At 43.8% G+C, this 23,670-nt stretch carries 26 protein-coding genes; 10 read left to right on the top strand and 16 right to left on the bottom strand.

Translation table 11 applies throughout. The annotated features are described in order from the left end of the window. Window positions 1-383: 383 nt before the first annotated feature. Window positions 384-737, top strand: a complete 354-nt coding sequence (locus MAS10914_RS0128670) for an STAS domain-containing protein (protein WP_017319395.1) — start codon at window positions 384-386, stop codon at window positions 735-737. Window positions 738-741: 4 nt separating this feature from the next. Here the strand turns inward: MAS10914_RS0128670 and MAS10914_RS0128665 are convergent, their stop codons facing one another. The 3 genes from MAS10914_RS0128665 to rpsF all read right to left on the bottom strand — a co-directional run bounded on the left by MAS10914_RS0128665 (window position 742) and on the right by rpsF (window position 2,814). After that, window positions 742-1,485, bottom strand: coding sequence for a hypothetical protein (locus MAS10914_RS0128665; RefSeq protein WP_017319394.1), 744 nt, complete (start codon window positions 1,483-1,485; stop codon window positions 742-744). Next, window positions 1,478-2,035: an Npun_F5560 family protein gene (locus MAS10914_RS0128660; protein ID WP_017319393.1), complete on the bottom strand. Its 558-nt coding sequence runs from the start codon at window positions 2,033-2,035 to the stop codon at window positions 1,478-1,480. Before MAS10914_RS0128660 ends, MAS10914_RS0128665 begins: the two co-directional genes overlap by 8 nt. Window positions 2,036-2,487: 452 nt before the next feature. Further along, the gene (rpsF, locus tag MAS10914_RS0128655; RefSeq protein ID WP_017319392.1) at window positions 2,488-2,814 is read right to left on the bottom strand and encodes a 30S ribosomal protein S6; all 327 of its coding nucleotides are present in this window, start codon (window positions 2,812-2,814) and stop codon (window positions 2,488-2,490) included. Window positions 2,815-3,342: 528 nt separating this feature from the next. On the opposite strand from rpsF, the gene MAS10914_RS0128650 reads away from it, so the two are divergent. After that, window positions 3,343-4,122: a fumarylacetoacetate hydrolase family protein gene (locus MAS10914_RS0128650; protein ID WP_026082888.1), complete on the top strand. Its 780-nt coding sequence runs from the start codon at window positions 3,343-3,345 to the stop codon at window positions 4,120-4,122. A 168-nt stretch (window positions 4,123-4,290) separates the two neighbouring features. On the opposite strand, the gene MAS10914_RS36045 is transcribed toward MAS10914_RS0128650, so the two are convergent. The 3 genes from MAS10914_RS36045 to MAS10914_RS0128635 all read right to left on the bottom strand — a co-directional run bounded on the left by MAS10914_RS36045 (window position 4,291) and on the right by MAS10914_RS0128635 (window position 5,569). Beyond that, window positions 4,291-4,437, bottom strand: a complete 147-nt coding sequence (locus tag MAS10914_RS36045; RefSeq protein WP_232224253.1) for a hypothetical protein — start codon at window positions 4,435-4,437, stop codon at window positions 4,291-4,293. Between the two features lie 246 nt (window positions 4,438-4,683). Further along, a complete protein-coding gene (locus MAS10914_RS0128640) occupies window positions 4,684-5,196 on the bottom strand; it encodes a Tic20 family protein (protein ID WP_017319389.1) in 513 nt (170 codons plus the stop codon). Window positions 5,197-5,371: 175 nt separating this feature from the next. Beyond that, complete coding sequence (locus MAS10914_RS0128635) at window positions 5,372-5,569, bottom strand: hypothetical protein (protein WP_017319388.1); 198 nt, start codon at window positions 5,567-5,569, stop codon at window positions 5,372-5,374. Between the two features lie 471 nt (window positions 5,570-6,040). On the opposite strand from MAS10914_RS0128635, the gene glyA reads away from it, so the two are divergent. From glyA to MAS10914_RS0128620, 3 genes are all read left to right on the top strand, one after another. Next, complete coding sequence (glyA, locus tag MAS10914_RS0128630) at window positions 6,041-7,324, top strand: serine hydroxymethyltransferase (RefSeq protein ID WP_017319387.1); 1,284 nt, start codon at window positions 6,041-6,043, stop codon at window positions 7,322-7,324. 204 nt (window positions 7,325-7,528) lie between these two features. Continuing rightward, window positions 7,529-8,566 carry a glycosyltransferase family 4 protein gene (locus MAS10914_RS0128625; protein ID WP_017319386.1) on the top strand — a complete coding sequence of 346 codons (1,038 nt, stop codon included), beginning with the start codon at window positions 7,529-7,531 and terminating at the stop codon, window positions 8,564-8,566. Between the two features lie 90 nt (window positions 8,567-8,656). Beyond that, the gene (locus tag MAS10914_RS0128620; RefSeq protein ID WP_017319385.1) at window positions 8,657-9,907 is read left to right on the top strand and encodes a competence/damage-inducible protein A; all 1,251 of its coding nucleotides are present in this window, start codon (window positions 8,657-8,659) and stop codon (window positions 9,905-9,907) included. A 101-nt stretch (window positions 9,908-10,008) separates the two neighbouring features. Here the strand turns inward: MAS10914_RS0128620 and acs are convergent, their stop codons facing one another. Next, window positions 10,009-11,979, bottom strand: a complete 1,971-nt coding sequence (gene acs, locus MAS10914_RS0128615) for an acetate--CoA ligase (protein WP_017319384.1) — start codon at window positions 11,977-11,979, stop codon at window positions 10,009-10,011. 200 nt (window positions 11,980-12,179) lie between these two features. Here acs and MAS10914_RS0128610 point away from each other — a divergent pair, with 200 nt between their 5' ends. Together MAS10914_RS0128610 and MAS10914_RS0128605 are read left to right on the top strand one after the other, a co-directional pair. Beyond that, on the top strand, window positions 12,180-12,851 hold the full coding sequence (locus tag MAS10914_RS0128610) for a hypothetical protein (protein WP_017319383.1): 672 nt from the start codon (window positions 12,180-12,182) through the stop codon (window positions 12,849-12,851). Between the two features lie 246 nt (window positions 12,852-13,097). Continuing rightward, window positions 13,098-13,337 carry a tetratricopeptide repeat protein gene (locus tag MAS10914_RS0128605; RefSeq protein WP_051151141.1) on the top strand — a complete coding sequence of 80 codons (240 nt, stop codon included), beginning with the start codon at window positions 13,098-13,100 and terminating at the stop codon, window positions 13,335-13,337. Between the two features lie 190 nt (window positions 13,338-13,527). Here MAS10914_RS0128605 and MAS10914_RS31295 read toward each other — a convergent pair whose 3' ends face one another. From MAS10914_RS31295 to MAS10914_RS0128590, 3 genes are all read right to left on the bottom strand, one after another. After that, window positions 13,528-13,776, bottom strand: a complete 249-nt coding sequence (locus MAS10914_RS31295) for a DUF5615 family PIN-like protein (RefSeq protein ID WP_017319381.1) — start codon at window positions 13,774-13,776, stop codon at window positions 13,528-13,530. Window positions 13,777-13,785: 9 nt separating this feature from the next. Next, on the bottom strand, window positions 13,786-14,031 hold the full coding sequence (locus MAS10914_RS0128595; protein WP_017319380.1) for a DUF433 domain-containing protein: 246 nt from the start codon (window positions 14,029-14,031) through the stop codon (window positions 13,786-13,788). 90 nt (window positions 14,032-14,121) lie between these two features. Continuing rightward, the gene (locus tag MAS10914_RS0128590) at window positions 14,122-14,727 is read right to left on the bottom strand and encodes a Uma2 family endonuclease (protein WP_017319379.1); all 606 of its coding nucleotides are present in this window, start codon (window positions 14,725-14,727) and stop codon (window positions 14,122-14,124) included. Between the two features lie 134 nt (window positions 14,728-14,861). Here MAS10914_RS0128590 and MAS10914_RS0128585 point away from each other — a divergent pair, with 134 nt between their 5' ends. Beyond that, window positions 14,862-15,596, top strand: coding sequence for a TerC family protein (locus tag MAS10914_RS0128585; RefSeq protein WP_017319378.1), 735 nt, complete (start codon window positions 14,862-14,864; stop codon window positions 15,594-15,596). Between the two features lie 78 nt (window positions 15,597-15,674). Here MAS10914_RS0128585 and ndk read toward each other — a convergent pair whose 3' ends face one another. Continuing rightward, a complete protein-coding gene (ndk, locus tag MAS10914_RS0128580) occupies window positions 15,675-16,124 on the bottom strand; it encodes a nucleoside-diphosphate kinase (protein WP_017319377.1) in 450 nt (149 codons plus the stop codon). A 194-nt stretch (window positions 16,125-16,318) separates the two neighbouring features. Between ndk and speA the strand changes: the two genes are divergently transcribed. Beyond that, window positions 16,319-18,334 carry a biosynthetic arginine decarboxylase gene (gene speA, locus MAS10914_RS0128575; protein WP_017319376.1) on the top strand — a complete coding sequence of 672 codons (2,016 nt, stop codon included), beginning with the start codon at window positions 16,319-16,321 and terminating at the stop codon, window positions 18,332-18,334. A gap of 71 nt (window positions 18,335-18,405) precedes the next feature. On the opposite strand, the gene MAS10914_RS0128570 is transcribed toward speA, so the two are convergent. The 4 genes from MAS10914_RS0128570 to MAS10914_RS0128555 all read right to left on the bottom strand — a co-directional run bounded on the left by MAS10914_RS0128570 (window position 18,406) and on the right by MAS10914_RS0128555 (window position 22,542). Beyond that, window positions 18,406-19,575 (bottom strand): sugar phosphate nucleotidyltransferase, encoded by a 1,170-nt coding sequence (locus tag MAS10914_RS0128570; protein ID WP_017319375.1) that lies wholly within the window; start codon window positions 19,573-19,575, stop codon window positions 18,406-18,408. Between the two features lie 332 nt (window positions 19,576-19,907). Next, entirely contained in the window at window positions 19,908-20,753 is an 846-nt protein-coding gene (locus MAS10914_RS0128565) for a segregation/condensation protein A (protein WP_017319374.1), read from the bottom strand. Between the two features lie 104 nt (window positions 20,754-20,857). Further along, the gene (locus MAS10914_RS0128560) at window positions 20,858-21,217 is read right to left on the bottom strand and encodes a lipopolysaccharide assembly protein LapA domain-containing protein (protein ID WP_017319373.1); all 360 of its coding nucleotides are present in this window, start codon (window positions 21,215-21,217) and stop codon (window positions 20,858-20,860) included. 269 nt (window positions 21,218-21,486) lie between these two features. Beyond that, window positions 21,487-22,542 carry an AI-2E family transporter gene (locus MAS10914_RS0128555; protein ID WP_017319372.1) on the bottom strand — a complete coding sequence of 352 codons (1,056 nt, stop codon included), beginning with the start codon at window positions 22,540-22,542 and terminating at the stop codon, window positions 21,487-21,489. 126 nt (window positions 22,543-22,668) lie between these two features. On the opposite strand from MAS10914_RS0128555, the gene pdxH reads away from it, so the two are divergent. Further along, the gene (gene pdxH, locus MAS10914_RS0128550) at window positions 22,669-23,313 is read left to right on the top strand and encodes a pyridoxamine 5'-phosphate oxidase (protein ID WP_017319371.1); all 645 of its coding nucleotides are present in this window, start codon (window positions 22,669-22,671) and stop codon (window positions 23,311-23,313) included. A 66-nt stretch (window positions 23,314-23,379) separates the two neighbouring features. On the opposite strand, the gene MAS10914_RS0128545 is transcribed toward pdxH, so the two are convergent. Further along, window positions 23,380-23,670, bottom strand: a complete 291-nt coding sequence (locus tag MAS10914_RS0128545; RefSeq protein ID WP_017319370.1) for a hypothetical protein — start codon at window positions 23,668-23,670, stop codon at window positions 23,380-23,382.

Below are 23,670 nucleotides of genomic sequence, written 5' to 3'. Positions count from 1 at the left end.
AGTCCAAATTTTCTAGTCAGTGGTTCCTTTTGGGCTTATTTGTATTTTTGCAAGCAGTCTAATGACTATGGCGGCTACCACATCCGCGCGCGTACTGAGACAAAACAAAAACTTTTTATAAAAAATTTATAAATTAGTCACTAAATTGTAAAAATTTAGTAAAAGATACGGTTGATACCGAAATTCTCATAGAGTTCTGCCTATATTGGGTGAAGTTAGGACAAATTATACGGCATGGATACTGAAAATATCTATTTTGACCGCATAGCTGCAAAGTCCCAAGTAACTGGGTGAAGCAGCATTTTTTTGTGGTTGAAAGTGAATAAGTATCTGTGTCTGTTTTTTGCTTTTTTGGAAAGTGTTTCAACTACCCGGTTAGATTTATGACTATCACATCAGAATGTCAAGTCGTTTTATTTAAACCCGAAGGACGCATAGATTTACAGGGTGGTATGGCTCTCAACGAAAGGATGGCTGCCGTAGTTCCTCAACGGAATCAACTTTGGGTTATTGACCTAACAAAAGTTGATTTTATGGATAGTTCTGGGTTAGTTTCCCTAGTGAAAGGATTGAGGTCTGCACGTCAAAGCGGTTGTCGCTTGGTTCTTTGCAATGTTCAAGCCGCTGTACGGTTGATTTTGGAATTGACCCAACTAGATTCAGTGTTTGAAATCTTCAACACTTACGACGATATATTCACCGTTGTTCAAGAAAGAAGCCTAGTCACAGCAGACTAAACTTCTATTCAGCAGTGGGAATGATAGTCAAGTCGAGTATTGGCTTTGCTGTTAGGCAGTACCAATGGCTAGTAAATAAATCTGGCTGTTGGATGCCGACGCTAGCCAAAGCAGGTGCAGTGGGAAATGGCCAAAGACGGTCAAAACAAATTTCACTCCTTTGCAACCCAAACTGCATCAAGTACACAGCTGGTGGTGCTAATAAAGATTCCAGAATATTATGTGCCATTTGATACAGAGGCTGTCGCAAGGCATCTGATAAATGGAAAGGCTGATAGTAAGTTAAGTCACACAGCAGCAATAAATTTTCTGGTAATTTCCCATAGAATTCTTCTGCCAAAGCAATAACCTCACCGTAGAGGGGTCCTTTAGCCGTGAGTACCACTGGTAACCAAAAGCAACCATCACCAATCGCTACTTGTATCTGCTGTGCCAATTGTTGACGTAACCTGAGAACTTCTCGGCAAGCTTTGATAATTCCTGTAAATGGCAGTACCACATTCTCAGGTAATGAGAGGGTGAGGGGGCAAAAAATCATCTCCTGCGATTCGGAAATTTGCCAACCTAGAGGGTTAAATTCCAAGATGTAGTCTTTTAATATTAATTGATCTGCTGCAACCACTTCCACAGAGGTTGCTTGCTTAGAATCTTCTGCAATTGCCGTTTCTATCGCTGACAACATCCTACTCAAGGTGGGATTTGTCATTTCTCTCTCACCAGATGCGACTATAACGACAACTTTAGGCATTTTGCGTGGAAATATTACTTTGGGAGGATGCTAGGCGGGGAAAATTAGGCAAATCTATACCACTGTGAGAAGCTGTACGGGTTTTCAGCGCCAGACGGTAACTGACACTTTGGAGTTCTGCCTGGAGTTGGCGATTTTCACGCTGTAGCATTGCTATTTTTTCTCTAACTGGAGCCATACGCTCCTCGAACTTACGACGATAGATTTGAGGCAATTCCTGTACGACTTGCTCCAGCATGCGACTGCGATCTGTGAGTTCTTGCACTGACTGTCTCGATTGATAGATCTCAGTGTCGCGTGCCGATATTTGCTCTTGGTAAAAAGTCACCTGTTGCTCCACAGCTTGCAGTTGTTCTCGTAGTTCTTGCAACTGAGTCAGATGACGCTCAGAGACTTCTGGTTGGGACATAAAATGAGTGTTGCCCTTAACCAGTCGGAAGAGTTCTTGAGACAGCTGTTGCACTAGTTGGTCGCGAAGCTGCAATTCTTGGCGTAGCTTCGAGACTTCTGCAGAGAGAGCTTGGATAGTAGAGGTATCAGTTTGGCTCACAGTGGCTTACAGCTCCCATTAAGAATCTTTTCCTTTCTCATGTATTACTGCGGCAGTCATACGTTGGTCAATTGACATATCCCCTTAAGTCAAACCTAGGAGATGATTTGGCTGAACCCACTTCGTTTGGTTTGCCTATACCGTGCGTTAGGTGCTCCCTATTATACCTTATGTTTAAGAAAATATTTTATGCGCCTTGCTTACATCTTACTTAAACCTTGGCGAATAGAATATGCGCTAAGGCACATGCACTCGCGTTCGCAGCTATACAACTAACGGAAAATTAAGGTTTTCAAACCCTTGTCTTGCGGGTTTAGTTTGTGTAGCCGCGATTCAACCGCCAGATGCAACAAGTGAGCCTTGTATATATTTTTGCGGCTCATCCCCTCACTTAATAAAAGTTAAGGGCAAGAGAGCCGCGCATAGACTCAATTAACCAATACCCTTACCCTTTAAGCAACTGAGGCTGTTTCCTCAGTTTTTGGTTCTTTGACCTCTTGCTTAATAGTCAGGTAGCGAATCACTTCCTCGCTCAAACGCATAGCGCGTTCCATGGGAGCAATGATCTTGGCAGCCCCAGTGTAATTCATCTGTATGTATATGCCATCTCTTTGCTTATGGATTTCATAAGCAAGACGACGCTTACCTCGATTTTGAATCTCGATATTCTCGGCTCCCTGTTCCCGGAGCAAGTTCTCGTATTTAGCGATCGCTTGCTCTACCTGTTCGTCTGTTAAGTCGGGACGCAGGATGTACATTGTTTCGTAAACGATTTGCATGGTTTTCATCTCCTTATGGACTATATGGCTGCTGATGTCAATCCATGTGGTGTCGCCATTTGACGATACCAACACCAATCAACATTTAAAGCAACAAGGAACTTTGCCAGTTCTTTGAATTATAAATCGGGAAATTCTTGTGCTAAACCTGTCCTTTGTGATCACCCTACGGTAAACCGGTTTCCCAAAACTATTTTTCTGGTACTCACTCTGGTGTTAGGAGTGCCTAGCTACTCTTAAAGTTGTGTTCACAACCAACTTTAGTAGTGTTGCAGCACTTGCAGAACGTAGGCAATTTTTCAGCCAACATTTTTACAACTGCCTACACAGACATTTTTAACCACCCGATTGTATCACGCTTACTAAAAATCTGCGTGTCTACTATGTCTCGGTCAAAATATATTGGTTTTTGCACTTTCCCGTCAAGTCTTATAATCTTACCAGTTTTTAATTTTAATGCTTAGCCAAATCGCTCATTTACTATTGCATTGTGGCGGTTTAATTGCATACGAGGGACGAATCAAAGTTATGGCGCAGCGGTATGTGCGAGTTCAAAATCCAGAAGGACAAATTTACTATGGCTTGCTACAACTCTCTTTTAAGGTGCAGGTGCTGGATGCTCCACCCTGGCTCCAAGGGCAATCCACCGATTTAATTTTGGAACCAGAAAGTTATCATATCTTAGCTCCCTGCGCTCCTTCAAAAATTGTGGCGGTGGGCAAGAACTATGCTGACCATGCGGCTGAAATGGGAACAGAAGTCCCCACTGAGCCTCTGCTCTTTTTTAAGCCACCCACGTCTATCATCGGCTCGGGTGCAGAAATTCAGTATCCGCCGCAGTCGCAGCGGGTAGACTACGAAGGAGAATTGGCGCTGGTCATTGGCGATCGCGCTTTTGAATGTACACCCCAAGAGGCTCAAACAAAAATTTGGGGTTACACCATTGCTAATGATGTCACAGCAAGGGATTTACAAAAACGGGATCATCAATGGACACGAGCCAAGGGTTTTGATACTTTCTGTCCCTTAGGACCGTGGATTGTGCGAGAAGTCAGTCCAGCAGCTAGATTGCAGACTTTTGTGAATGAGGACACTCCTGTACAATCTGCCTGTATCGACCAGATGGTGTTTCCCCCAGATTTTCTGGTTTCCTATATTAGCCAGGTGATGACGCTGCTACCTGGAGACGTGATACTGACGGGTACGCCGTTGGGGGTTGGTCCTTTGCACCCAGGCGATCACGTTCGTGTGGAAATTGAAGGCATTGGTCGCCTAGAAAATACCGTGACAGCTAGGCAAGCAGTATAAACAGCGACAGATACTAAGTAATGATTAGCACTATTAACCTGCACTGTCTCAGTGTTTCCACTAGCTTGGCAACACTGAAATTCCATGTGCTGGCTTTTTTCGCACCCAACTTAGTATTCTCGTTTCTTGTTAGTAGCTAGATGAGTTTGACAAACACCTGTCAGAATTTCACCAAGTTAAAGCAATAATACCTAATGTTAGTATAAATCCACCAATAGAGTAGTAAAAAATACTGGCTCCTCGCTCACCAAACCAACTCCTGACTCGGCTAACCTGCTCGCTTTTCCAGTAGAAATCTGGTTTTAAGCGAGTCATGACAATCAAGCCAATGCTTAATAAATAGCAAATGGGGCACATAAGCAAGTCAAAATTTCAAATCAAACAACTCAGTGCCGACAAGTATCTTACCTGCTGACAGTCTGAAAACTATCTACCTGACAGCATTTCAGGTTAGTTGATTGCAAAAACTACAGGTGTTACCTTCCCAATACTGAACTGCAACCTTTTGGAACCGATAACCGAAGCATCAAGTTCGAGTCGGATTTGGTCAGACTTCGAGTCCTAGTAATGAATTCCTGCTTCAGCGGCTTGGGAGATTAAGGGAATTTTAGTGTAGAGTCCTCTTACCGCTTGAACAATACTGTATATTGATGCAACCACAACTGCTAGGAAAATCAAGGTGAACATGACATTCCCCAACAGAGGTACTGATAGTGATGCCCCTTGTTGCACAATCCCTATAAGTTGTAAAATTGCCATGCACAAATAAGCAAATATAGATAGCAAAAGAGCCTGCAAGGTATGGAACCGAATAAAGTGTTGAACTTTTTCGTTTCTAACCACACCAAGATACAAAGCAAAGAAAATGATAAAATCTGCACCAATGAATGGTATAATTTGATTCAAGTAGTTATACAGTTGTATAACAGGAAGAAGAGGCACATACAGCCATTGCAAAAAGGGGAACTGTGAAAACAAGAAGATGCCAAATCCATAAACTTGAATTAATGGCAAAATGTATGGCAAGCAAGACAAAAGACGATGTTGAGTTGTGGTGCCTCCGCGCCAAGCCATTTTGATTTCTCCTGTTGTTGTACATTAATAGTTACTATGCCAAGGATAACGCACTTGACTTGGTAGGGAAAAATAAAAGTAACTGTTAGTAAAAGTGAATGCTCAGATATTTATTGTTTATTTTTGTCTGAAAACAGAACATCAATAGCCACTCAATACAAGCATAGCTCCTTGGTTATTCAATATTGGCAACTCGAAAACCCATGAGACACTCATACTGGTCTGGCTGGTGTTCAGTAAGCTTGCGAATAGCGTGACCACAGTGCAGTTTACCTTGACGCCAACGGGGTTGACCGCTCCCGTCAGCGAGTAAACAAGATTGGCATACCTGTTGAGGAGCAAAAATTTGGTCGTTCATTAGAATCACTAGCATCCAATCCCTCCTGTTAATCCTCATCATTACCTACATTTGCTTTTGAAGAGAACACTAGTAAAGGTAGCAGTCAGTGAATGTTGTAGCGGATGGTTTATCTGTCAATTCCAAATAAGACTTCTCCGTCACATCTGTTATGTCATTCGTTGCCTAACCTTCTATGCTCACTTTGGAAGAGCGCGGGTAATTACAATTCGATCAAAATCCCTAAGTGGACTTTAGTTTATTGTATGTTGAATATTTAGGATTGTAGTAAAAACTAATACACAAATTAACTTATGCACCCATAGTAATAAGCAGGTATAGTTATCATGGTTAACGCATTTATGGGGTTGGCGTTCCATAATTAAGTAAGTCGGGGTAAATAAATGTCATAAGTCATGAGTCATGAGTCAACAACTTTTAGACTACGGACTCTTGACTTGTGGACACTGACCGACGGTTTTACAAATTTCCATAAGGATAGTTGAAGTGACTCTGACTAACTCAGATTTTCTTGCCTCCTCCGACCCTGCTGCTACGGAATTAATCAACCAAGAATTGCAACGCCAACGCGACCACTTGGAGTTGATTGCTAGTGAAAACTTTACCTCTGCTGCTGTACTAGCAGCTCAAGGTTCCGTATTGACAAATAAATATGCAGAGGGATTACCTGGTAAACGTTACTATGGCGGCTGCGAGTTCATAGACAAAATTGAGCAACTGACAATTGACCGTGCTAAACAATTGTTTGGTGCTGCTCATGCTAACGTACAACCTCATTCTGGCGCACAGGCAAATTTTGCAGTGTTTTTGACGCTGCTAGAACCAGGGGATAAATTCATGGGGATGGATTTGTCTCATGGCGGACATCTAACCCACGGTTCGCCTGTCAATGTATCCGGTAAGTGGTTTCAAGCTTGCCACTACGGCGTCAATCAGGAAACAGAACAACTAGACTATGAGCAAATTCGAGAGCTGGCGCTTAGGGAGCGTCCAAAGCTCTTAATTTGCGGTTATTCAGCATATCCCCGTATCATAGACTTTGAAAAGTTCCGCAGCATCGCCGATGAAGTAGGCGCATACTTATTAGCAGATATTGCCCATATTGCCGGTTTGGTAGTGACTGGTCTTCACCCCAACCCCATTCCCTATTGTGATGTCGTGACCACAACAACCCACAAAACTCTACGTGGTCCTCGCGGTGGCTTAATCTTGACCCGCGACCCAGAACTTGGTAAAAAGCTGGATAAATCAGTTTTCCCTGGAACTCAAGGCGGACCTTTGGAACATGTCATCGCTGGTAAAGCAGTAGCTTTTGGCGAAGCCCTCAAGCCAGAGTTTAAAACATATTCTGCCCAAGTCATTGAAAATGCCCGTGCCTTAGCGAACCAACTCCAAAACCGAGGCTTAAAGCTGGTATCAAATGGAACTGATAACCATTTGATGCTGGTTGATCTGCGGTCTATCGGGATGACAGGTAAGCAAACAGATCAGTTAGTAAGTGGTGTCAATATTACCGCCAACAAGAATACAGTTCCGTTTGACCCAGAGTCGCCATTTGTCACCAGCGGTTTGAGGTTGGGTTCCCCAGCCATGACAACGCGGGGTTTGGGAATTGAAGAATTTACGGAAATTGGTAATATTATCGCCGATCGCCTATTAAATCCAGACTCCAACACCGTTGCTGAAGATTGTCGGCGACGGGTCAAAGCGTTGTGCGATCGCTTCCCCTTGTATCCTCACATCATAATTCCCGTACCTGCCTTAGCATGAAATTATAGTTAAGAGTTATGAGTTAGGAGTTATGAATTAATAATTCCTAACTCATGACTTTTTGATGTTTCCATTCAGCAATCTTAAATTTAAAATCCAAAATGTAAAAATCTTCTGCTGATAAAAAATTGAATTGTAGTAGATAGTAGGTAGACAAGTCCTCGGCAGATTTTTGTCTTCAAACCTAACTTATTGAATATACAGATGCCTGCTCAGATTTATCATCTGATTGCTTTCCTCTTTGCCGCCGTAGTCGTTCTCTGGACTACGCCTGATGTTAAAAACATTGGCATCAAAAGTGGACGCCTAGATAAACCAAGTGACCGAAAAGTTCATCAGCGCCCGATGGTGCGCCTGGGAGGAGTTTCTATCTTCGCAGGTACTATCATCTCGCTGCTCATTGTTTGGTGGTTAGGCGGATTTGGAATTCTGCCGACAGAAAAAGAATGGCAAATTTGGGGAGTCGCCCTAGGAGGTGTTTGCTTCTTTCTGATTGGTTTAGCAGACGATTTGTTAAACCTGTCTCCCAGAGCACGCTTACTGATGCAAATTATTGTTGCAGCGCTTGCTTGGAAAGTAGGTGTCAGTATAGATTTTTTGAGCATTCCCACAGGTGGGGTAGTTCAACTTGGTTGGTGGAGTTTGCCCATCACAGTTGTTTGGCTGGTGGGAATGGTCAATGCGATTAACTGGATTGACGGTTTAGACGGCTTAGCTGCTGGAGTTTCTGGAATTGCATCTGTGGTGATGCTGGTTGTAGCGTTGTTTATGCAGCAAAGCGCAGCAGCCCTGATTGCCGCAGCTCTTGCTGGTGCTTCACTGGGATTTCTTCGTTATAATTTTAACCCCGCGCAAATCTTTATGGGAGATGGCGGGTCTTATTTTATGGGATTTACCCTAGCAGCGGTTGGCGTAGTAGGTCTGGTGAAAACTGCTGCCACTGCGGTGTTATTGCCTTTCCTAATTCTGGCAGTACCAATTGTAGATATGTCCGCAGTGATTTTGGCACGACTGCGCCGTGGCAAATCGCCTTTTATTGCAGATAAGAGCCATCTGCACCACAGATTGCTTCAGGCAGGTTTGTCCCACAGATTGACTGTTCTATTCATTTACGCCTTGACCCTATGGGCTGGGAGTTTGGCATTGGCTATTGCTGGTATACCCAGCGGTATTGCCTATGCTTGTGGTGCCACTTCTTTGTTAAGCTACACTAGCTGGAAAGTTTGGAAACACTCCCGGTAGTCCTAGGTGGTTAGTGGTGAATGGTTAGTCGTTATTGTTAGTGGTATATTTTGACGACCAACAACTAACAACTAACAGTATCCTAATTTTATGAGTGCAGAAATTATTTGTGTTGGGACAGAACTACTATTAGGAGACATCCTTAACAGTAATGCTCAATATTTGGCGCAACAGTTAGCTAAGCTAGGTATTCCCCACTACTATCAAACCGTGGTAGGGGATAACCCAAAAAGGTTAAAACAGGTTATAGAAATTGCGAGTCTTAGAGCGCAAATTCTGATTTTCACTGGAGGTCTTGGTCCCACACCCGATGACTTAACCTGCGAAACCATTGCTGATTTTTTTGGCGCTGCTTTGGTAGAACGTCCAGATATTATTGAAGATATCACTAGGAAATATGCTCAACGCGATCGCACCATGACCCCTAGCAATCGCAAACAAGCTTTGATTCCCCAAGGAGCAGAAATTTTACCAAACCCCGCAGGAACAGCACCTGGTATTATTTGGCAACCCCGTCCGGAGTTAACGATTTTTACCTTTCCTGGGGTTCCAAGTGAAATGCATCGGATGTGGGAAGAAACGGCTGTCCCTTTCCTCAAAAGTCAAGGGTGGGGCAAGGAAATTATTTACAGTCGGATGTTAAAGTTTTGGGGTATTGCAGAATCGGCTTTAGCGGAAAAGGTGAGTGCTTATCTCAAGATGCCTAACCCGACAGTCGCACCTTACGCTAGTAAGGGGGAAGTCAAATTACGAGTTTCTGCGAAAGCCCTTTCGGAAGCACAAGCACAGGATTTAATTGCACCCATTGAGAAACAGATTAAAGAAATTGCAGGATTAGATTATTATGGTGCCGATGATGACACTCTTGCTTCAGTTGTCGGTCAGTTGTTGCGTGCAAGGGGGGAAACTCTTTCCGTCGCAGAATCTTGCACGGGTGGCGGACTGGGACAGATGTTGACTGAGATATCTGGAAGTTCTGATTACTTTTGGGGAGGGGTGATTTCTTACGATAACTCAGTGAAAGAAAGGCTTTTGGGAGTTAACTCAGAAGACTTGGCAAAGCATGGGGCGGTCAGTTCTATTGTGGCAGAACAAATGGCTACGGGAGTGCGAGCACGCCTTTCGACCACTTGGGGACTGAGTATCACGGGTATCGCCGGACCAACAGGTGGTACGGAGACTAAGCCTGTAGGGTTGGTTTACATTGGGTTAGCAGGACCAAAGGGGGAAGTAGAAAGTTTTGAGTATCGCTTTGGTGTTTTGCGAGGTCGGTCTTTAATTCGCCACATTAGCGCCTGTACGGCGTTGGACAATCTGCGAAGGAAATTGTTGAAACAGTGAACAGTTATCAGTTACCAGTTACCAGTTACCAGTTATCAGTTATTTCTTGCTGTTCATTGTTCACTGATCCCTGGTCACTGTTCACTGTTCACTGTTCACTGTTAAGCACCTTGGCGCAGCTTATCCAACACGCCTTTATCTTCTAGGGTAGAGGTATCGCCGGAAACTTCTTGCCCTGCAGCCAGATTCCGCAGCAACCGCCGCATAATCTTACCAGAACGAGTTTTGGGCAAAGCGTCGGTAAAGCGAATTTCTCCAGGACGGGCGATCGCCCCAATTTCCTGCACAACGTGTTTTTTCAGTTCTTTACTCAGTTCTTCACTGGGGTTATTACCACCTTCTAAAGTTACAAAAGCAACTATCTCTTCCCCTTTCAGGTCATCGGGTTTGCCTACTACAGCGGCTTCAGCTACGGTGGGGTGCGAAACTAAGGCTGATTCAATTTCCATTGTTCCCAGTCTATGCCCGGAAACATTTATAACATCATCGACGCGCCCCATCACCCAGAAGTAACCATCTTCATCGCGTCTTGCGCCATCACCAGCAAAGTAGAGATAGTTTCCATCCTGGGGGGGGATATGTTCCCAATAAGTGCGGCGGAAGCGTTCTGGATCGCCGTATACTGTTCGCATCATACCAGGCCAAGGATGCCGCACGACCAAGTAACCGCCTTCGTTGTCGCCTACAGGGTTGCCTTCTAAATCCACGACATCGGCTAAGATACCAGGGAAGGGACGAGTGGCGGAACCAGGTTTGGTAGGAATTGCCCCAGGTAACGGTGTAATCATGATACCGCCAGTTTCTGTTTGCCACCATGTATCAACAATTGGACAATTTTCGCCGCCAATCACTCGGTGATACCACATCCAAGCTTCTGGGTTAATTGGTTCGCCCACCGTTCCCAGCAAGCGTAGGGAAGATAGGTTTCGCGCGTTGGGTAAGTGTTCGCCCATCTTGATAAAGGCACGAATGGCAGTAGGTGCGGTATAAAAAACGGTAACGCCGAGTTTCTCGATAATGTCCCACGTGCAGCCAGGGTTAGAGGCACGAGGCGCGCCTTCGTACATCACCGTTGTTGCACCATTGGAAAGGGGACCGTAAACGATGTAGCTATGACCCGTAATCCAACCTACGTCAGCAGTACACCAATATACATCTGTTTCTTGCAGGTCGAAAATCCATTTGGTGGTCATGTGGGTATATAAGTTATAACCACCCGTTGTATGCACAACGCCTTTAGGTTTGCCAGTGCTACCAGAAGTGTAGAGGATGAACAGCATATCTTCGCTGTCCATCGGTTCGGCGGGACAATCTGCAGAGACACCTTTTTGTAAATCATGCCACCATTGGTCGCGTCCCGATGTCATATTGGTATCTTGTCCGGTACGCTTGACAACTAGAACATTTTCTACGCTGGGAACAGCACCGTCAGCTAAAGCTTTGTCTACTTGCTCTTTGAGAGGTACAATTGCATCCTTGCGCCAACCACCATCAGCGGTAACTACGAGTTTTGCTTGAGCATCGATCAGCCTGTCTCGCAAAGCTTCTGCACTAAAACCACCAAAGACAACGCTGTGAGGTGCGCCTATTCTCGCACAGGCTAGCATGGCGATCGCCGCTTCGGGAATCATTGGCATATAAATGCCCACGCGATCGCCCTTTTTCACACCCAGTTGCTTCAGCACATTAGCAAACTGGCAAACTTCCCGATGCAGTTGGGCGTAGGTGAGAGTGCGCGAGTCTCCTGGTTCCCCTTCCCAAATAATCGCAGCTTTATTCTTGCGCCAAGTGGTGAGATGTCTGTCAAGACAGTTGTAAGAAATATTAATTTTGCCGTTGACGAACCATTTAACAAAGGGCGGTTGCCAATCTAGAATTGTGTCCCACTTTTGGAACCAGTGCAACTCTTGTTCTGCCAATTCCGCCCAGAATTTTTGGGGATCAGCTTTCGCTTTGTCGTAAAGGCGCTGGTATTCTTCCAAGCTTTTGATTTGGGCTTTTTGGGAAAATTCTTGGCTTGGGTGGAATAAACGCTTTTCTTGAAGGATTGATTCTATCGTGGGTTGAGACATAATTGTTTCTACAAATTGGCGATGTGACTGAAAACTATTGTGTACGCAGATTTACCAGAAAGTGTTTTGATTTTCGTTAAGATGTGTCAGTATTACAAAGTTAATTTATACATAGCCTCAAGGAGTGGGCGCTAAGAAACCTATTTTTGATTTTCATATTGCAAGATGTTAGGTAGTACCCAAAAACATTGCCACCACCCATGCCAATTACTGTAGAACCCAGCAGTTTATCCCTCAACGACGTTCATCGCCTGCTGAAACTGCAAGAAGAGCCTATGGGTTCATTCACAGACTTCCTAACTCTAAACTCTCTAAGCGAATTTGAACAAGAGGATTTATTGAAAATTAGGAATGACTTCTGGCGTTATTTCGCAGCGAGTAAGATTTCTGAGGGTTTAGTTAAATTTTTGACGTTAGCGCCCTTGATGCGAACGGCTGGATTCTATGATGTGCCTATTCGCCTGACGATGGAGGATGTGATAGCCATAGCGATCGAAGATGAGGAGACAAGCATTAGAGGACGGATGGATATTTTAGCAGTTAATAATGCTCAAGCGACCACTGCGCCACCTTTTTGGATTTTAGTGATTGAGACGAAAAACAGTGCGGTAGATGTATTTGAGGGTTTACCACAATTGCTCACTTACGCTTTTAAGAGTTTAGAGCAGCAAACATTAGTTTGGGGGCTAGTGACAAATGGACGTAGTTATCTGTTTGTGCATTTGAGACAAGGTAGTCCCCCAACTTATCAGATCATGCCAGAACTGAGTCTGATTGATACTGAGGGTTCAATTCGGTTGTTGCAGGTTATGAAAGCGATTTGCCACCTAGAGAATTTTCAGGTGAAAGCGCCAGCCCGAAAAGCAAACTAGTCAATAAACCTTTCTGGAATTCAAGCTGTTAAGCTGGAAATTATTAGTATGATGCCGCTTGACAAAAAACCCTATGGAACCATTAACCGCAGGTGCGATCGCAAAAAGATAGTTGAAAAATCTGCTTAAAGCTCCTGAAAAGCATACCTGGCATTTGGGCTTTTCTGCCAATGCGTAAGTCCTAATTTCTACAACTCACAAGGACGCTACAGCGAAGCCGAACCGTTGTACCAATAAGCTTTAGAACTGTACAAACGCCTGCTGGGAGAACAACATCCCTCTGTCGCACTCAGTTTGGACAACCTGGCTTATTTCTACAACTCACAAGGACGCTACAGCGAAGCCGAACCGTTGTATCTGCAAGCTTTAGAGATTGATCAGCAGGTGTTTGGGGAGAACCATCCAAATACAGCTACTGTCCGCAAAAATCTGGAAATCTCCGGGCTAAGAGACGTGCTAGTAATTCTTGGTGGGGCAAACTTCTAAAGTTTTGGTGAGGAAACAAGTTTGTAACGTAAATATTAAATTTTTATATTGCGTTACGCTTACTCACTATTTGATATTTCTTTTACTCAGAAAAAGGCTGACGAATACGAAACTTATTCTTAAGTGCAATCACAATCAAGCCATTCATTAAATCTTGAATGTGGAACTTTCAAGCATCTGCAAGTAAGGCTTATCGTTCAGAACGAGGTAAATTTTCTAAACGTAAAATTCCACAATGAGGTTTTTTCTGGAGCCAAATCATTTGTTCAAAATCATTATCTGTTGTGACAATAACTCGACTTTCTCTAACTGCCCATTCTAAAATCTGCTCATCCGCCATTGTTGGGTCAGTACCATTGACAAAAACGACATCATGACCCATTTGGCTTAACCAATTGCCTAAAGCACGACTGGCATTGACATCAATTAAAAATTTCATGTTCTGCTTCTACGATGCAGCCGTCCTTTCGACAATTTCTTCTTGAGAAACTAAGTGATATGCATAAAGTAATGCCGCACGCAAATCTTCTGGTTCTAACTCTAGATAATCTTCGAGAATTTCTTCAGTAGTCACTCTTTTGGCTAAAAGTTCCAAAATCATAGCAACAGATATACGTAAACCACGAACTAGAGGTTTTCCACCAAGGACATATTTATCAAAAGTAATACGTTCTAATAAATTTAGATTGTTCATATCAATTTTTCTTCAGCGAGCAATTTTGTTAGATTACTAACACATAAGGCTTGCCATAACGTACCAGATACCTAACAGAAGCTTGCCCTTCTAAACTTTCAAAATATCCTCAACCGTTAATTGCAATTCTGGAAATGTGGGAGATACGATGCGATCAGAGCTTCTGTAAGCAGTTGGCTGGTAAACCCCGTTAGCATTTAACTGATACACAAAAACAGTAGGAACCTTGGGATTACCTAAGTAATTTCTGCTACCAAGAGCCAAGTAGTCTACAATCCAATACTCTGGAATGCCCAAACGTTGATATTCGTCTAGTTTATCGATATAGTCATCCTCCCAGTTGCTTGATACCACTTCTACAGCCAGCTGTAGGGGTTCACGCAGTGCAGAACTCGCAGAGCGGTTTTTTCGCCAAACATCCAAGCTAACCACGCTTACATCAGGGTTTCGTCCCTGCTCCTGACCGTCTTGTGTCACGGTTGCAATCATCATCCTACCAGAGACCTTATAGTTCAAACTAAGTCGGTCAACCTCTTTGTCCAGTTGTTTGGCAATAAAATCTGCTACATCTTCGTGCAGCCTAGTTGCTAGTATTCTCACTATTTCTCCATTCACCAGTTCATAACGACCATCCTCAGGGCATTGCTCAAGGAATTGCTCAAAGGTCAGCTTTTTCCCAGTCGTAGTTGTTGTCATGCTTTTTACCTCTGGTAGCCGTTATAAGGTAACACAGCGTTATAGCTGAACTGCTGGTGTCTGTATCAACTTAAAATATAATAAATTCGCTCTTTTCTGTTCATTTTTAAGTTTTGCAGCTTGAGAAACCTGGAATGCTAGACCAAATTTTTGATTATCTTCACTTTCACTTCAGCATTGAAACCTCTATAGTCCTGCTCATTCTGATTTTTCTAGAGGCGGTGCTGTCTGCTGACAACGCGATCGCCCTCGCTGCGATCGCTCAAGGACTGGAAGACAAAAACAAAGAACGTGAGGCGCTCAACATTGGTTTGGTAGTCGCTTACGTCCTGCGAATCACCTTACTCTTGACAGCTACCTGGGTCCAAAAGTTCTGGCAGTTTGAGTTACTAGGTGCAGCTTACCTACTATGGCTCGTATTCCAACATTTTACTTCCGAAGAAGGCGAAGACAATCAACACCACGGTCCTCGTTTTAGCTCTGTGTTGCAAGCCATACCTGTCCTTGCCTTCACGGATTTAGCATTTTCTCTCGATAGCGTCACCACTGCAATAGCCGTTTCTAATGAAACGTGGCTGGTGATTACGGGTACGACTATTGGTGTTGTCACCCTGCGCTTTATGGCGGGTTTGTTTATCCAATGGTTAGATGAATATGTGTACTTGGAAGACGCAGGCTATATCACTGTGGCTTTAGTGGGCTTGCGCTTGCTCCTAAAAGTGGTGAACGATTCTCTAGTTCCGCCACAATGGTTCATGATTACTGCGATCGCCCTCATTCTGGCATGGGGATTTTCCAAGCGCACTGAACCAGAAAAAGTCATAAAAGAACTAGAAAAGACTGAAGTTGTAGAAGGAAGTAGGGAGTAGGGAGATGAGGGAGACAAGACAATTCAAAATTCACGCATTCAAAATTCAAATCTCCCTCATCCTCCCCCATTGCTTAAATTACTCGTGCAACCAAGGTATTAAACTTGGTTGCCAAGAAACCAATTCTTCTTCCTTAAACCACAGGGCAATTTCCCGTTGCGCTGTTTCGATCGCATCGGAACCGTGAATGAGGTTGCGACCAATATTAATGCCAAAATCGCCTCGAATTGTTCCTGGTTCTGCGGAAAGCGGGTTCGTTGCGCCAATAATCTTTCTGGCGGCTGCAACAACGCCTTCGCCTTCCCAAACCATCGCCACCACTGGACCAGAAGTGATAAACTCTACCAGCCCAGCAAAAAAAGGTCTTTCTCGGTGAACATCATAGTGCTGTTCAGCCAATTCTCGACTGACTTTGAGAAACTTCAAACCAACGAGGGTAAAGCCTTTATTTTCATAACGACGGATCACTTCACCTACCAATCCGCGCTGCACGCCATCAGGCTTAATTGCTAAGAATGTACGCTCCAAAGCTATCTCCTCAATTTTAACAACTTTGTTCTTTGTCCTTTGTTACGCGTCATTTGTCAATAATTAATGACACATGAGCAATGACAAATGACCAATCTGAGAATATCTCAGAAAGTATCTCTAAGAGCATATGCGCTGAAAGACGAATGCGCTAAATTGTTATTTCGTGGGTGTAACATAGAGGTCAGGAAGAAATGCGTGCTGAGTCAACTGATACATCAGAAGAGGTGGTGAACCCTCCGTCCAATGGACACAAAACTGAATTGAAAAATAACAAACAAAAAAAGCTACTACCACCAGCCTCGTCCCCAGATACGTCTCGGCTATGGAAAATTGAGGACAGCGAAGAACTTTACCGGATTGAAGGTTGGGGACAGCCTTACTTTTCGATTAACGCTGCTGGTCATATCACTGTTTCTCCCAGAGGCGATCGCGGTGGTTCTTTGGATTTGTATGAACTCGTCAACGCCCTTAAGCTGCGTAACTTGGGACTACCCATGTTGATTCGTTTCTCGGATATTTTGGAAGACAGGATTGAGCGCTTAAACGCTTGTTTTGCCAAAGCGATCGCCCGCTACAACTACCCTGGCGTTTACCGTGGTGTCTTCCCGGTCAAATGTAATCAGCAGCGGCACTTAATTGAGGACTTGGTACGTTTCGGCAAACCGCATCAATTTGGTTTAGAAGCTGGTTCCAAGCCAGAGTTAATGATTGCCTTAGCTTTATTGGATACACCGGGAGCGCTGTTAATCTGCAACGGCTACAAAGACCGAGAATACATCGAAACAGCGATGCTAGCACAAAGACTGGGGCAAAAGCCGATTATTGTCCTAGAACAAATCGAAGAAGTCGATTTGGTGATTGAGGTCAGTCGTCAGTTGGGGATTGATCCAATTGTCGGTATGAGAGCTAAACTGAGCACTCAAGGCATGGGACGCTGGGGAACCTCTAGCGGCGATCGCGCGAAGTTCGGTCTGACTATCCCCGAAATTATTCAAGCCGTTGACAAGTTACGCGAAGCTAACCTTTTAAGTTCTTTACAGCTCTTACACTTTCACATCGGCTCGCAAATTTCCGCCATTAATGTGATCAAAGATGCCATCCAAGAAGCCAGCCATATCTATGTAGAATTAGCGGCACTGGGGGCAAATATGAAGTATATCGATGTTGGTGGCGGCTTAGGTGTAGATTATGACGGCTCGCAAACCAACTTCTACGCCTCGAAAAACTACAATATGCAGAACTATGCCAACGATATTGTGGCAGAGTTAAAAGATTCCTGTGCAGAGCGAAATATCCCCGTACCAACACTGATAAGCGAAAGCGGAAGGGCAATTGCTTCCCATCAGTCGGTGCTGATTTTTGATGTTCTCAGTACTAGTGTTGTCCCCCTTGACCCACCAGAACCGCCACGAGAGGGAGAACCCCCAATTATTACTTACCTGTGGGAAACCTACCAATCTGTTAACGAAGAGAATTACCAAGAGTTCTACCACGACGCTACCCAGTTCAAAGAAGAAGCCATCAGTCGCTTCAACTTGGGGATTTTAAGTCTTACGGAACGCGCTAAAGCTGAAAGGCTTTACTGGGCATGTTGTCAAAAAATTCTTGAGATAACCAGAAAGCAGGAATATGTACCCGATGAACTGGAAGACCTGGAAAAAATCATGGCTTCCATCTACTATGTTAATCTTTCTGTCTTTCAATCAGCACCAGATTGTTGGGCAATTGACCAGCTCTTCCCCATCATGCCAATCCACCGCTTGGATGAAGAACCAACACGGCGAGGGATTTTGGCAGACTTAACGTGTGACAGTGATGGCAAAATCGACCGTTTTATTGACCTGCGCGATGTAAAGTCAGTTTTGGAACTGCACTCCTTAAAATCAGGAGAACCTTATTATTTAGGAATGTTCCTGAATGGGGCTTACCAAGAAATTATGGGCAATTTGCACAACCTCTTTGGCGACACCAACGCGGTTCACATCCAATTGACACCAAAAGGGTATCAAATTGAACACGTTGTCAAAGGCGATACCATGAGCGAAGTGGTGAGCTACGTGCAGTATGACTCTGAGGATATGGTAGAAAGGATCCGCCAGCGTTGCGAGTATGCTTTAGAAGAAAATCGCATCACCCTAGCGGAATCTCAAAGACTGATGCAAACCTACGAACAGAGTTTGCGAAGATACACATATTTAAATAGTTAAATGTAGAGACGCGCCATGGCGCGTCTCTACATCTGTTGGAATATATTTAAGTAAGAGAACCGATGTAATGACTAACTGCTGGTGTTTGTCCCCAACAATTCAGCAATGGCTTGCCGTTCAACTGGCGTATGGGATGGTGGCTCTTGACGAGCATCGGTAATCAGCCAGTCTAAAGCAGCGGCTTGGACATCTATCGTTGCTCCAGTCTTGTCTACGCAGTAACGTCCAAAAACCAATTTGTCAACGAGCCGGACTCCGGGACCGAGTCGTGACCATTCAAAAATCACGCTGTTCTCAACTGTTGCACCACTGCATACCCAACAATTGGGACCTATCATCGTAGGGCCGACGATTTTGGCTCCGTCTTCAATCCTGGTCATGCCGCCAATGTAAACTGGACCTGTAATATCCACTTTGTCCCAATTTACGGCAACGTTCATACCAGTGAAGATACCAGGAGCAACTTGTTGTCCTGGAATTTGCACGTTCTTAATTTGCCCTGAGAGGACACCACGAATTGCTCGCCAGTAGTCTGGTACTTTACCAATATCAACCCATTCAAACTCCATTGGGATAGCGTAGAAGGGCGCACCGATTTCCACCAGTTTGGGAAACAGCTGGCTACCGATGTCATACTCTACTCCAGAGGGGATATAATTGAAGATCTCTGGCTCAAAAATATAAATACCTGTGCTGATATTGGTGCTAAGAGCTTCCTCTACCTTTGGTTTTTCTTGGAAAGCTTTTACGCGACCATCTTCGTCAGTGACAACTATACCATAGCTAGAAACTTCTTCCAGGGGAACGGATTTCATGATGATGGTGGCAATAGATCCCTTAGATTTATGCCACTTCACTGCTGCTGTCAAATCTAGGTCAATCAGGGCATCACCGCACAGTACCACAAAGGTATCGTCAAAGAATGGGTAAAAGTCTTGGATTTTCCTCATTCCTCCTGCAGAACCGACGGCTTCCCCTACGAGAGTACCCTCAACAATGCGACCTTCAAAAGAGTAGGCAATTTGGACACCAAACCGCTGTCCATCGCGGAAATAATTTTCAATTTCCTCTGCTAAATGGCTAACATTGACCATAATCTGGTCAAACCCATGCCGGCGTAAAAGCTCCAGTAAAAATTCCATCACTGGCTTTTGCAGAATGGGAATCATCGGTTTGGGAATTGTGTAGGTAATTGGACGTACGCGAGTACCTTTACCAGCCGCGAGAATCATCGCCTTCATATATCTCTATTCCTCAACCACAAGCCAGTTTAGTGTTATCAATTGATACTGTATCATCAGTTTATTTCCGCTTCTTCGTCATCCCTAAAAGTACGGATAACAGAAATCAAGAGACTTGGTGCAACCTATACACATAGCCAAAGTAAAATGTGAATGACAAAGTATAAAGAAAGTATAAAATATAACCCATAAAGTATGAAAATTTCATACTTTAGCTTTCATACTTCATGCTTTCCATCATCCTCTATCGTTCATATTTTGATTGGTCATCTTTTCAATTTAATCGGATTTTGGGGTTTGCTGAAGCCAAAGTCTGAAAATTATGAATATTCCTATGTTGTACACTCTTGATTCAGAGGAACATCTATGGATTTGTTGTTGTTGGCTGAATCTGTTAGTAACCTAATTTTGATGTCCTGGTAAAACTCCTCTTGAAATAGCTCCACCTTTGATTGAGCACAAAGCAGTAGTAGTGCCCAGAAAACGCTAACAACAAGATGGCTATGTTGGGACGTGTGTGTACTATTCTGTTCTGGATGCTTTGTTTGAGTCCACAACTCCACGAGCTGTTCCAGATTCAACCAATTTTTTTGTAAACTCAGCCGTGGAGCCAAACTTTGCAACACCTGCTCCAGCTCATATGCCACCTCTGTGAGATTTTCCTGGTGAGCCAGCTCCAATGCTGCTCGCATACTTTGGAGGCTAGGCTGGCGTCTAGGACGGACAGGTTTATTGACTTTTTCTACCAGTTTCAATTGTTGCGCCATGACTTGCAATTGCTCAATCAGCTCTTGCAGAGTCACGCGACGCTTTGGCGGTGGCATTGCTGCTGGACGACGACGCAAGTGCCGCTCTAATGGTAAGCGTTGAGCTTGATAGATTACCCCATCTTCACTTTCTGGCAATGCATCATCTTCCACAGCTTCTTGTTCTTGTGCTGATGATTGCAATTGCATCAAGGTGTTTGCTTTAAATAACACAAGCTTAGATGCCGATAAAAAAGCCTGCCCTGATTGTGATAAGTCGGCTTCATAGCCCCTGGTGGTTACCTCCGGTGCCATTAGTTCTAAGTAACGGTCAATCACCTCAATCACTTTGACATCCCAAGGGTCTATTTCCCCAAGTTCCGCCTGATGAATAAGGAGTGTAATTTTTTCTAATAGCTCGGAAGCATCCATTAATTCTTTGGATTTTAGTTGTTAGTTGGAGCGTTGTTAGTTGGAGCGTTGTTAGTTGCACTAATAACCACTAACGACTACCAACTAACCACTCAGCAATTCCTTTATTGAGTGATTGCTTGTGCTTCTTTTGCTAGAGAATCATTGACTGGTGGTAGAGCAAGCTTCAAAGATTGAACTTCTGCTTGGTACTGTTGAACCTTGCTTTCTAGTTCCTTAATTTGGACATTTTTCTGTCGCACTTGTTGACCAGAAACTAGCAGTCGCTGCCAATGTGTCCAGATGCTATACAACCAAGCTAAAACCGCTCCTATGCCACTTGCCAAAAGCAACTCAACCGAAATTGGCGCTTGCACCTGCACTTCTGGAACTACATTTATTGTTCCAGGTTGGGTGTTCTCAAGGGCAAATAAAGCCAAGGCTAAACAAAAGATAAAAATTATCACAAAGTTGATTTGTCTCATTTGGAACCAAAGACTAGGTAATTTTTTCTGCCCAATGCTTCCCTGACAATTGTAGCTAATACCATTTTGAATTGTGTTTCAAGATTGTGCAACTTTTCATCTAGGGAATTTTGAAAACATTAGCTTTGCACATCTAGAGCAAAATGGTATAAGAATGAATCTATCTCGTACAGTATACCATGATAGTTTTATACACTTACTTATGTAAAAAATAGCTATATAAATAATGGTTTATATATTAAATTTTTTATCAATCATTCAAAATACTCCTACTCACTTGCATTGTTTCCCGTATTACCACTTTTGATAGCATCGAAGGTGCCCTTTATGGTACCAGCAATAGGAACAGCAACCAGTGTTCCTAACAAACCAGCAATCTCGAATCCCATTAAAATAGCTACAAAAATCCAGATGGGATTAACGCCAATAAAATCGCCAAGTAACTTGGGACCTAACAGGTTATCTTTGATTTGCTGCATGATAATCGCAGCGACAGCTACTTGAACTGCCAACCACCAATTTTGCAACAACACTAAAAAAGTAATCAAACCAATACCTAAACTTGCCCCAATGAAGGGAATGAGTTGGGATATGCCTATGAGTATGGCAAATAATAGGGCAAAAGGCACCTTAAGAACTAAGAAAATAGGGATGAGGCTAATCACCATGAACAACGCCAGCAAAATCTGGCTGAGGAAAAAGTAGTGGAAATTGAGTCGCAAAGATGTGGTCAAGGGGAATCGAATATGAGGCGGTAGGAGGTTGATTATGCCATACCATACGCGATCGCCATACAGAAGCATATAAAATGCCAACACCACCACTAACACCATATCAAGTAAGCCTGATAGCAGCGTCCCTGCAAATCCCACAGCCGCAGAAGCCAACTGTTGCACCAAACTCTGAATGTTGGCATTGATTTGATTGCTGACCACCCTCAAATCTAAGGGTAAACGCCGCTTTTGCGCTAAAGCTTCAATATGCTCCAAATTTGCTTGACTAGTGGCGAGCCAATCCGGAATTTTATTTAAAAGTTGTATTGTTTGGTCAATCACCATTGGCACGAGCGTCACGCCAAGAATGACCAAAAGCGTTAGAGTCACCAGCAACACGATGATAACTGCCAGAGGGCGGGTCAAGGCAACGCGTTCAAAGAACTTTACTGGGTAGTTCAGTAAAAAAGCCAGAATTGCCGCAATGCTCACAATAGTGATTGGGTGCAGGAATAAGCGAAAAAGCAGATACAGCAACCAGAGATTGAGAGCGATAATCGGACCGCCCAGACCGTATATTAACAGACGTTGAACTGAGGCTGAACGGTGCATCTTATGTTATCTATCTTAAAAACGCCTTGACACATTAGGTACAACACGGTTAAAGCTGATGACTATATATGGATTTTTTAGCAAAAACACGCACTAGCGTACTTGATGATAGGGAAGCAAATTACGATGGACAAAACTATAGCCGACCTTCGCAAAGACTACACCCTGCAAGGTCTTAGCGTCTCGGATGTTGACCCTAATCCTTTTATACAGTTTAGACAATGGTTCGACCAGGCTATAGCCGCCCAACTGCCTGAACCGAACGCCATGACTCTTGCCACTGCCACACCCGATGGTAAGCCCTCTGCAAGAATGGTGCTGCTGAAAGGTTTTGATGAGCGGGGCTTTGTCTTTTACACTAACTACAACAGTCAAAAAGGACAGGAGTTAGCAGAAAATCCTCAAGCGTCTCTAGTTTTTTGGTGGGCAGAATTGGAACGTCAAGTCCGCATTAGCGGGCGTGTAGAAAAAGTTTCAGAAAACGAGTCAGACGAGTATTTTTACAGTCGTCCTTTGAACAGTCGCCTGGGTGCGTGGGCTTCTAACCAAAGCGAGGTGATAGAAAGCCGAGAAATTCTTGAGCAACGGATGCAAGAACTGCAAATTAAATATCAAAATGAAGATGTTAAACGACCGCGACACTGGGGAGGCTTGCGTGTAATTCCAACAGAAATCGAATTTTGGCAAGGGCGTTCTAACCGCCTGCACGATCGCTTGCTTTATACTCGCTTAAATAATGGTAGTTGGGAAATTATGCGTTTATCACCCTAAATAAATAGAAATTATAACTATAACGTGTTTCTCGGTCTTGATTTTTCAACATTATTTACCCTGATTTTACTTTGGAGGATTTTTATCCTCCTCGCTATTCCAAAGCAGAATTTCTCCTGTTATATGCACACCACTATTACCTTGGTCATCATCCCAGGGTAGTATTTCAGTGATGCAAATAGCCGGAAAAGGCGGCTGAGTCTCCGCAAGACCTATATCTTGGTCATCATCCCACGGCGGTATATCCCCAGTGCAAATAGCCTGAAAATGTATCTGGTGGGAAGTTGTTTGTTTCTGTTCTGTGTCAGGGGGTCCGCTTTTGAGGATAGGCAATTTTTCTTGTTGTTTGTGGTTCAT

It is taken from the genome of Mastigocladopsis repens PCC 10914 (assembly GCF_000315565.1).
GTDB lineage: Bacteria > Cyanobacteriota > Cyanobacteriia > Cyanobacteriales > Nostocaceae > Mastigocladopsis > Mastigocladopsis repens.
This window is presented reverse-complemented; position numbering and strand designations above follow the sequence as displayed.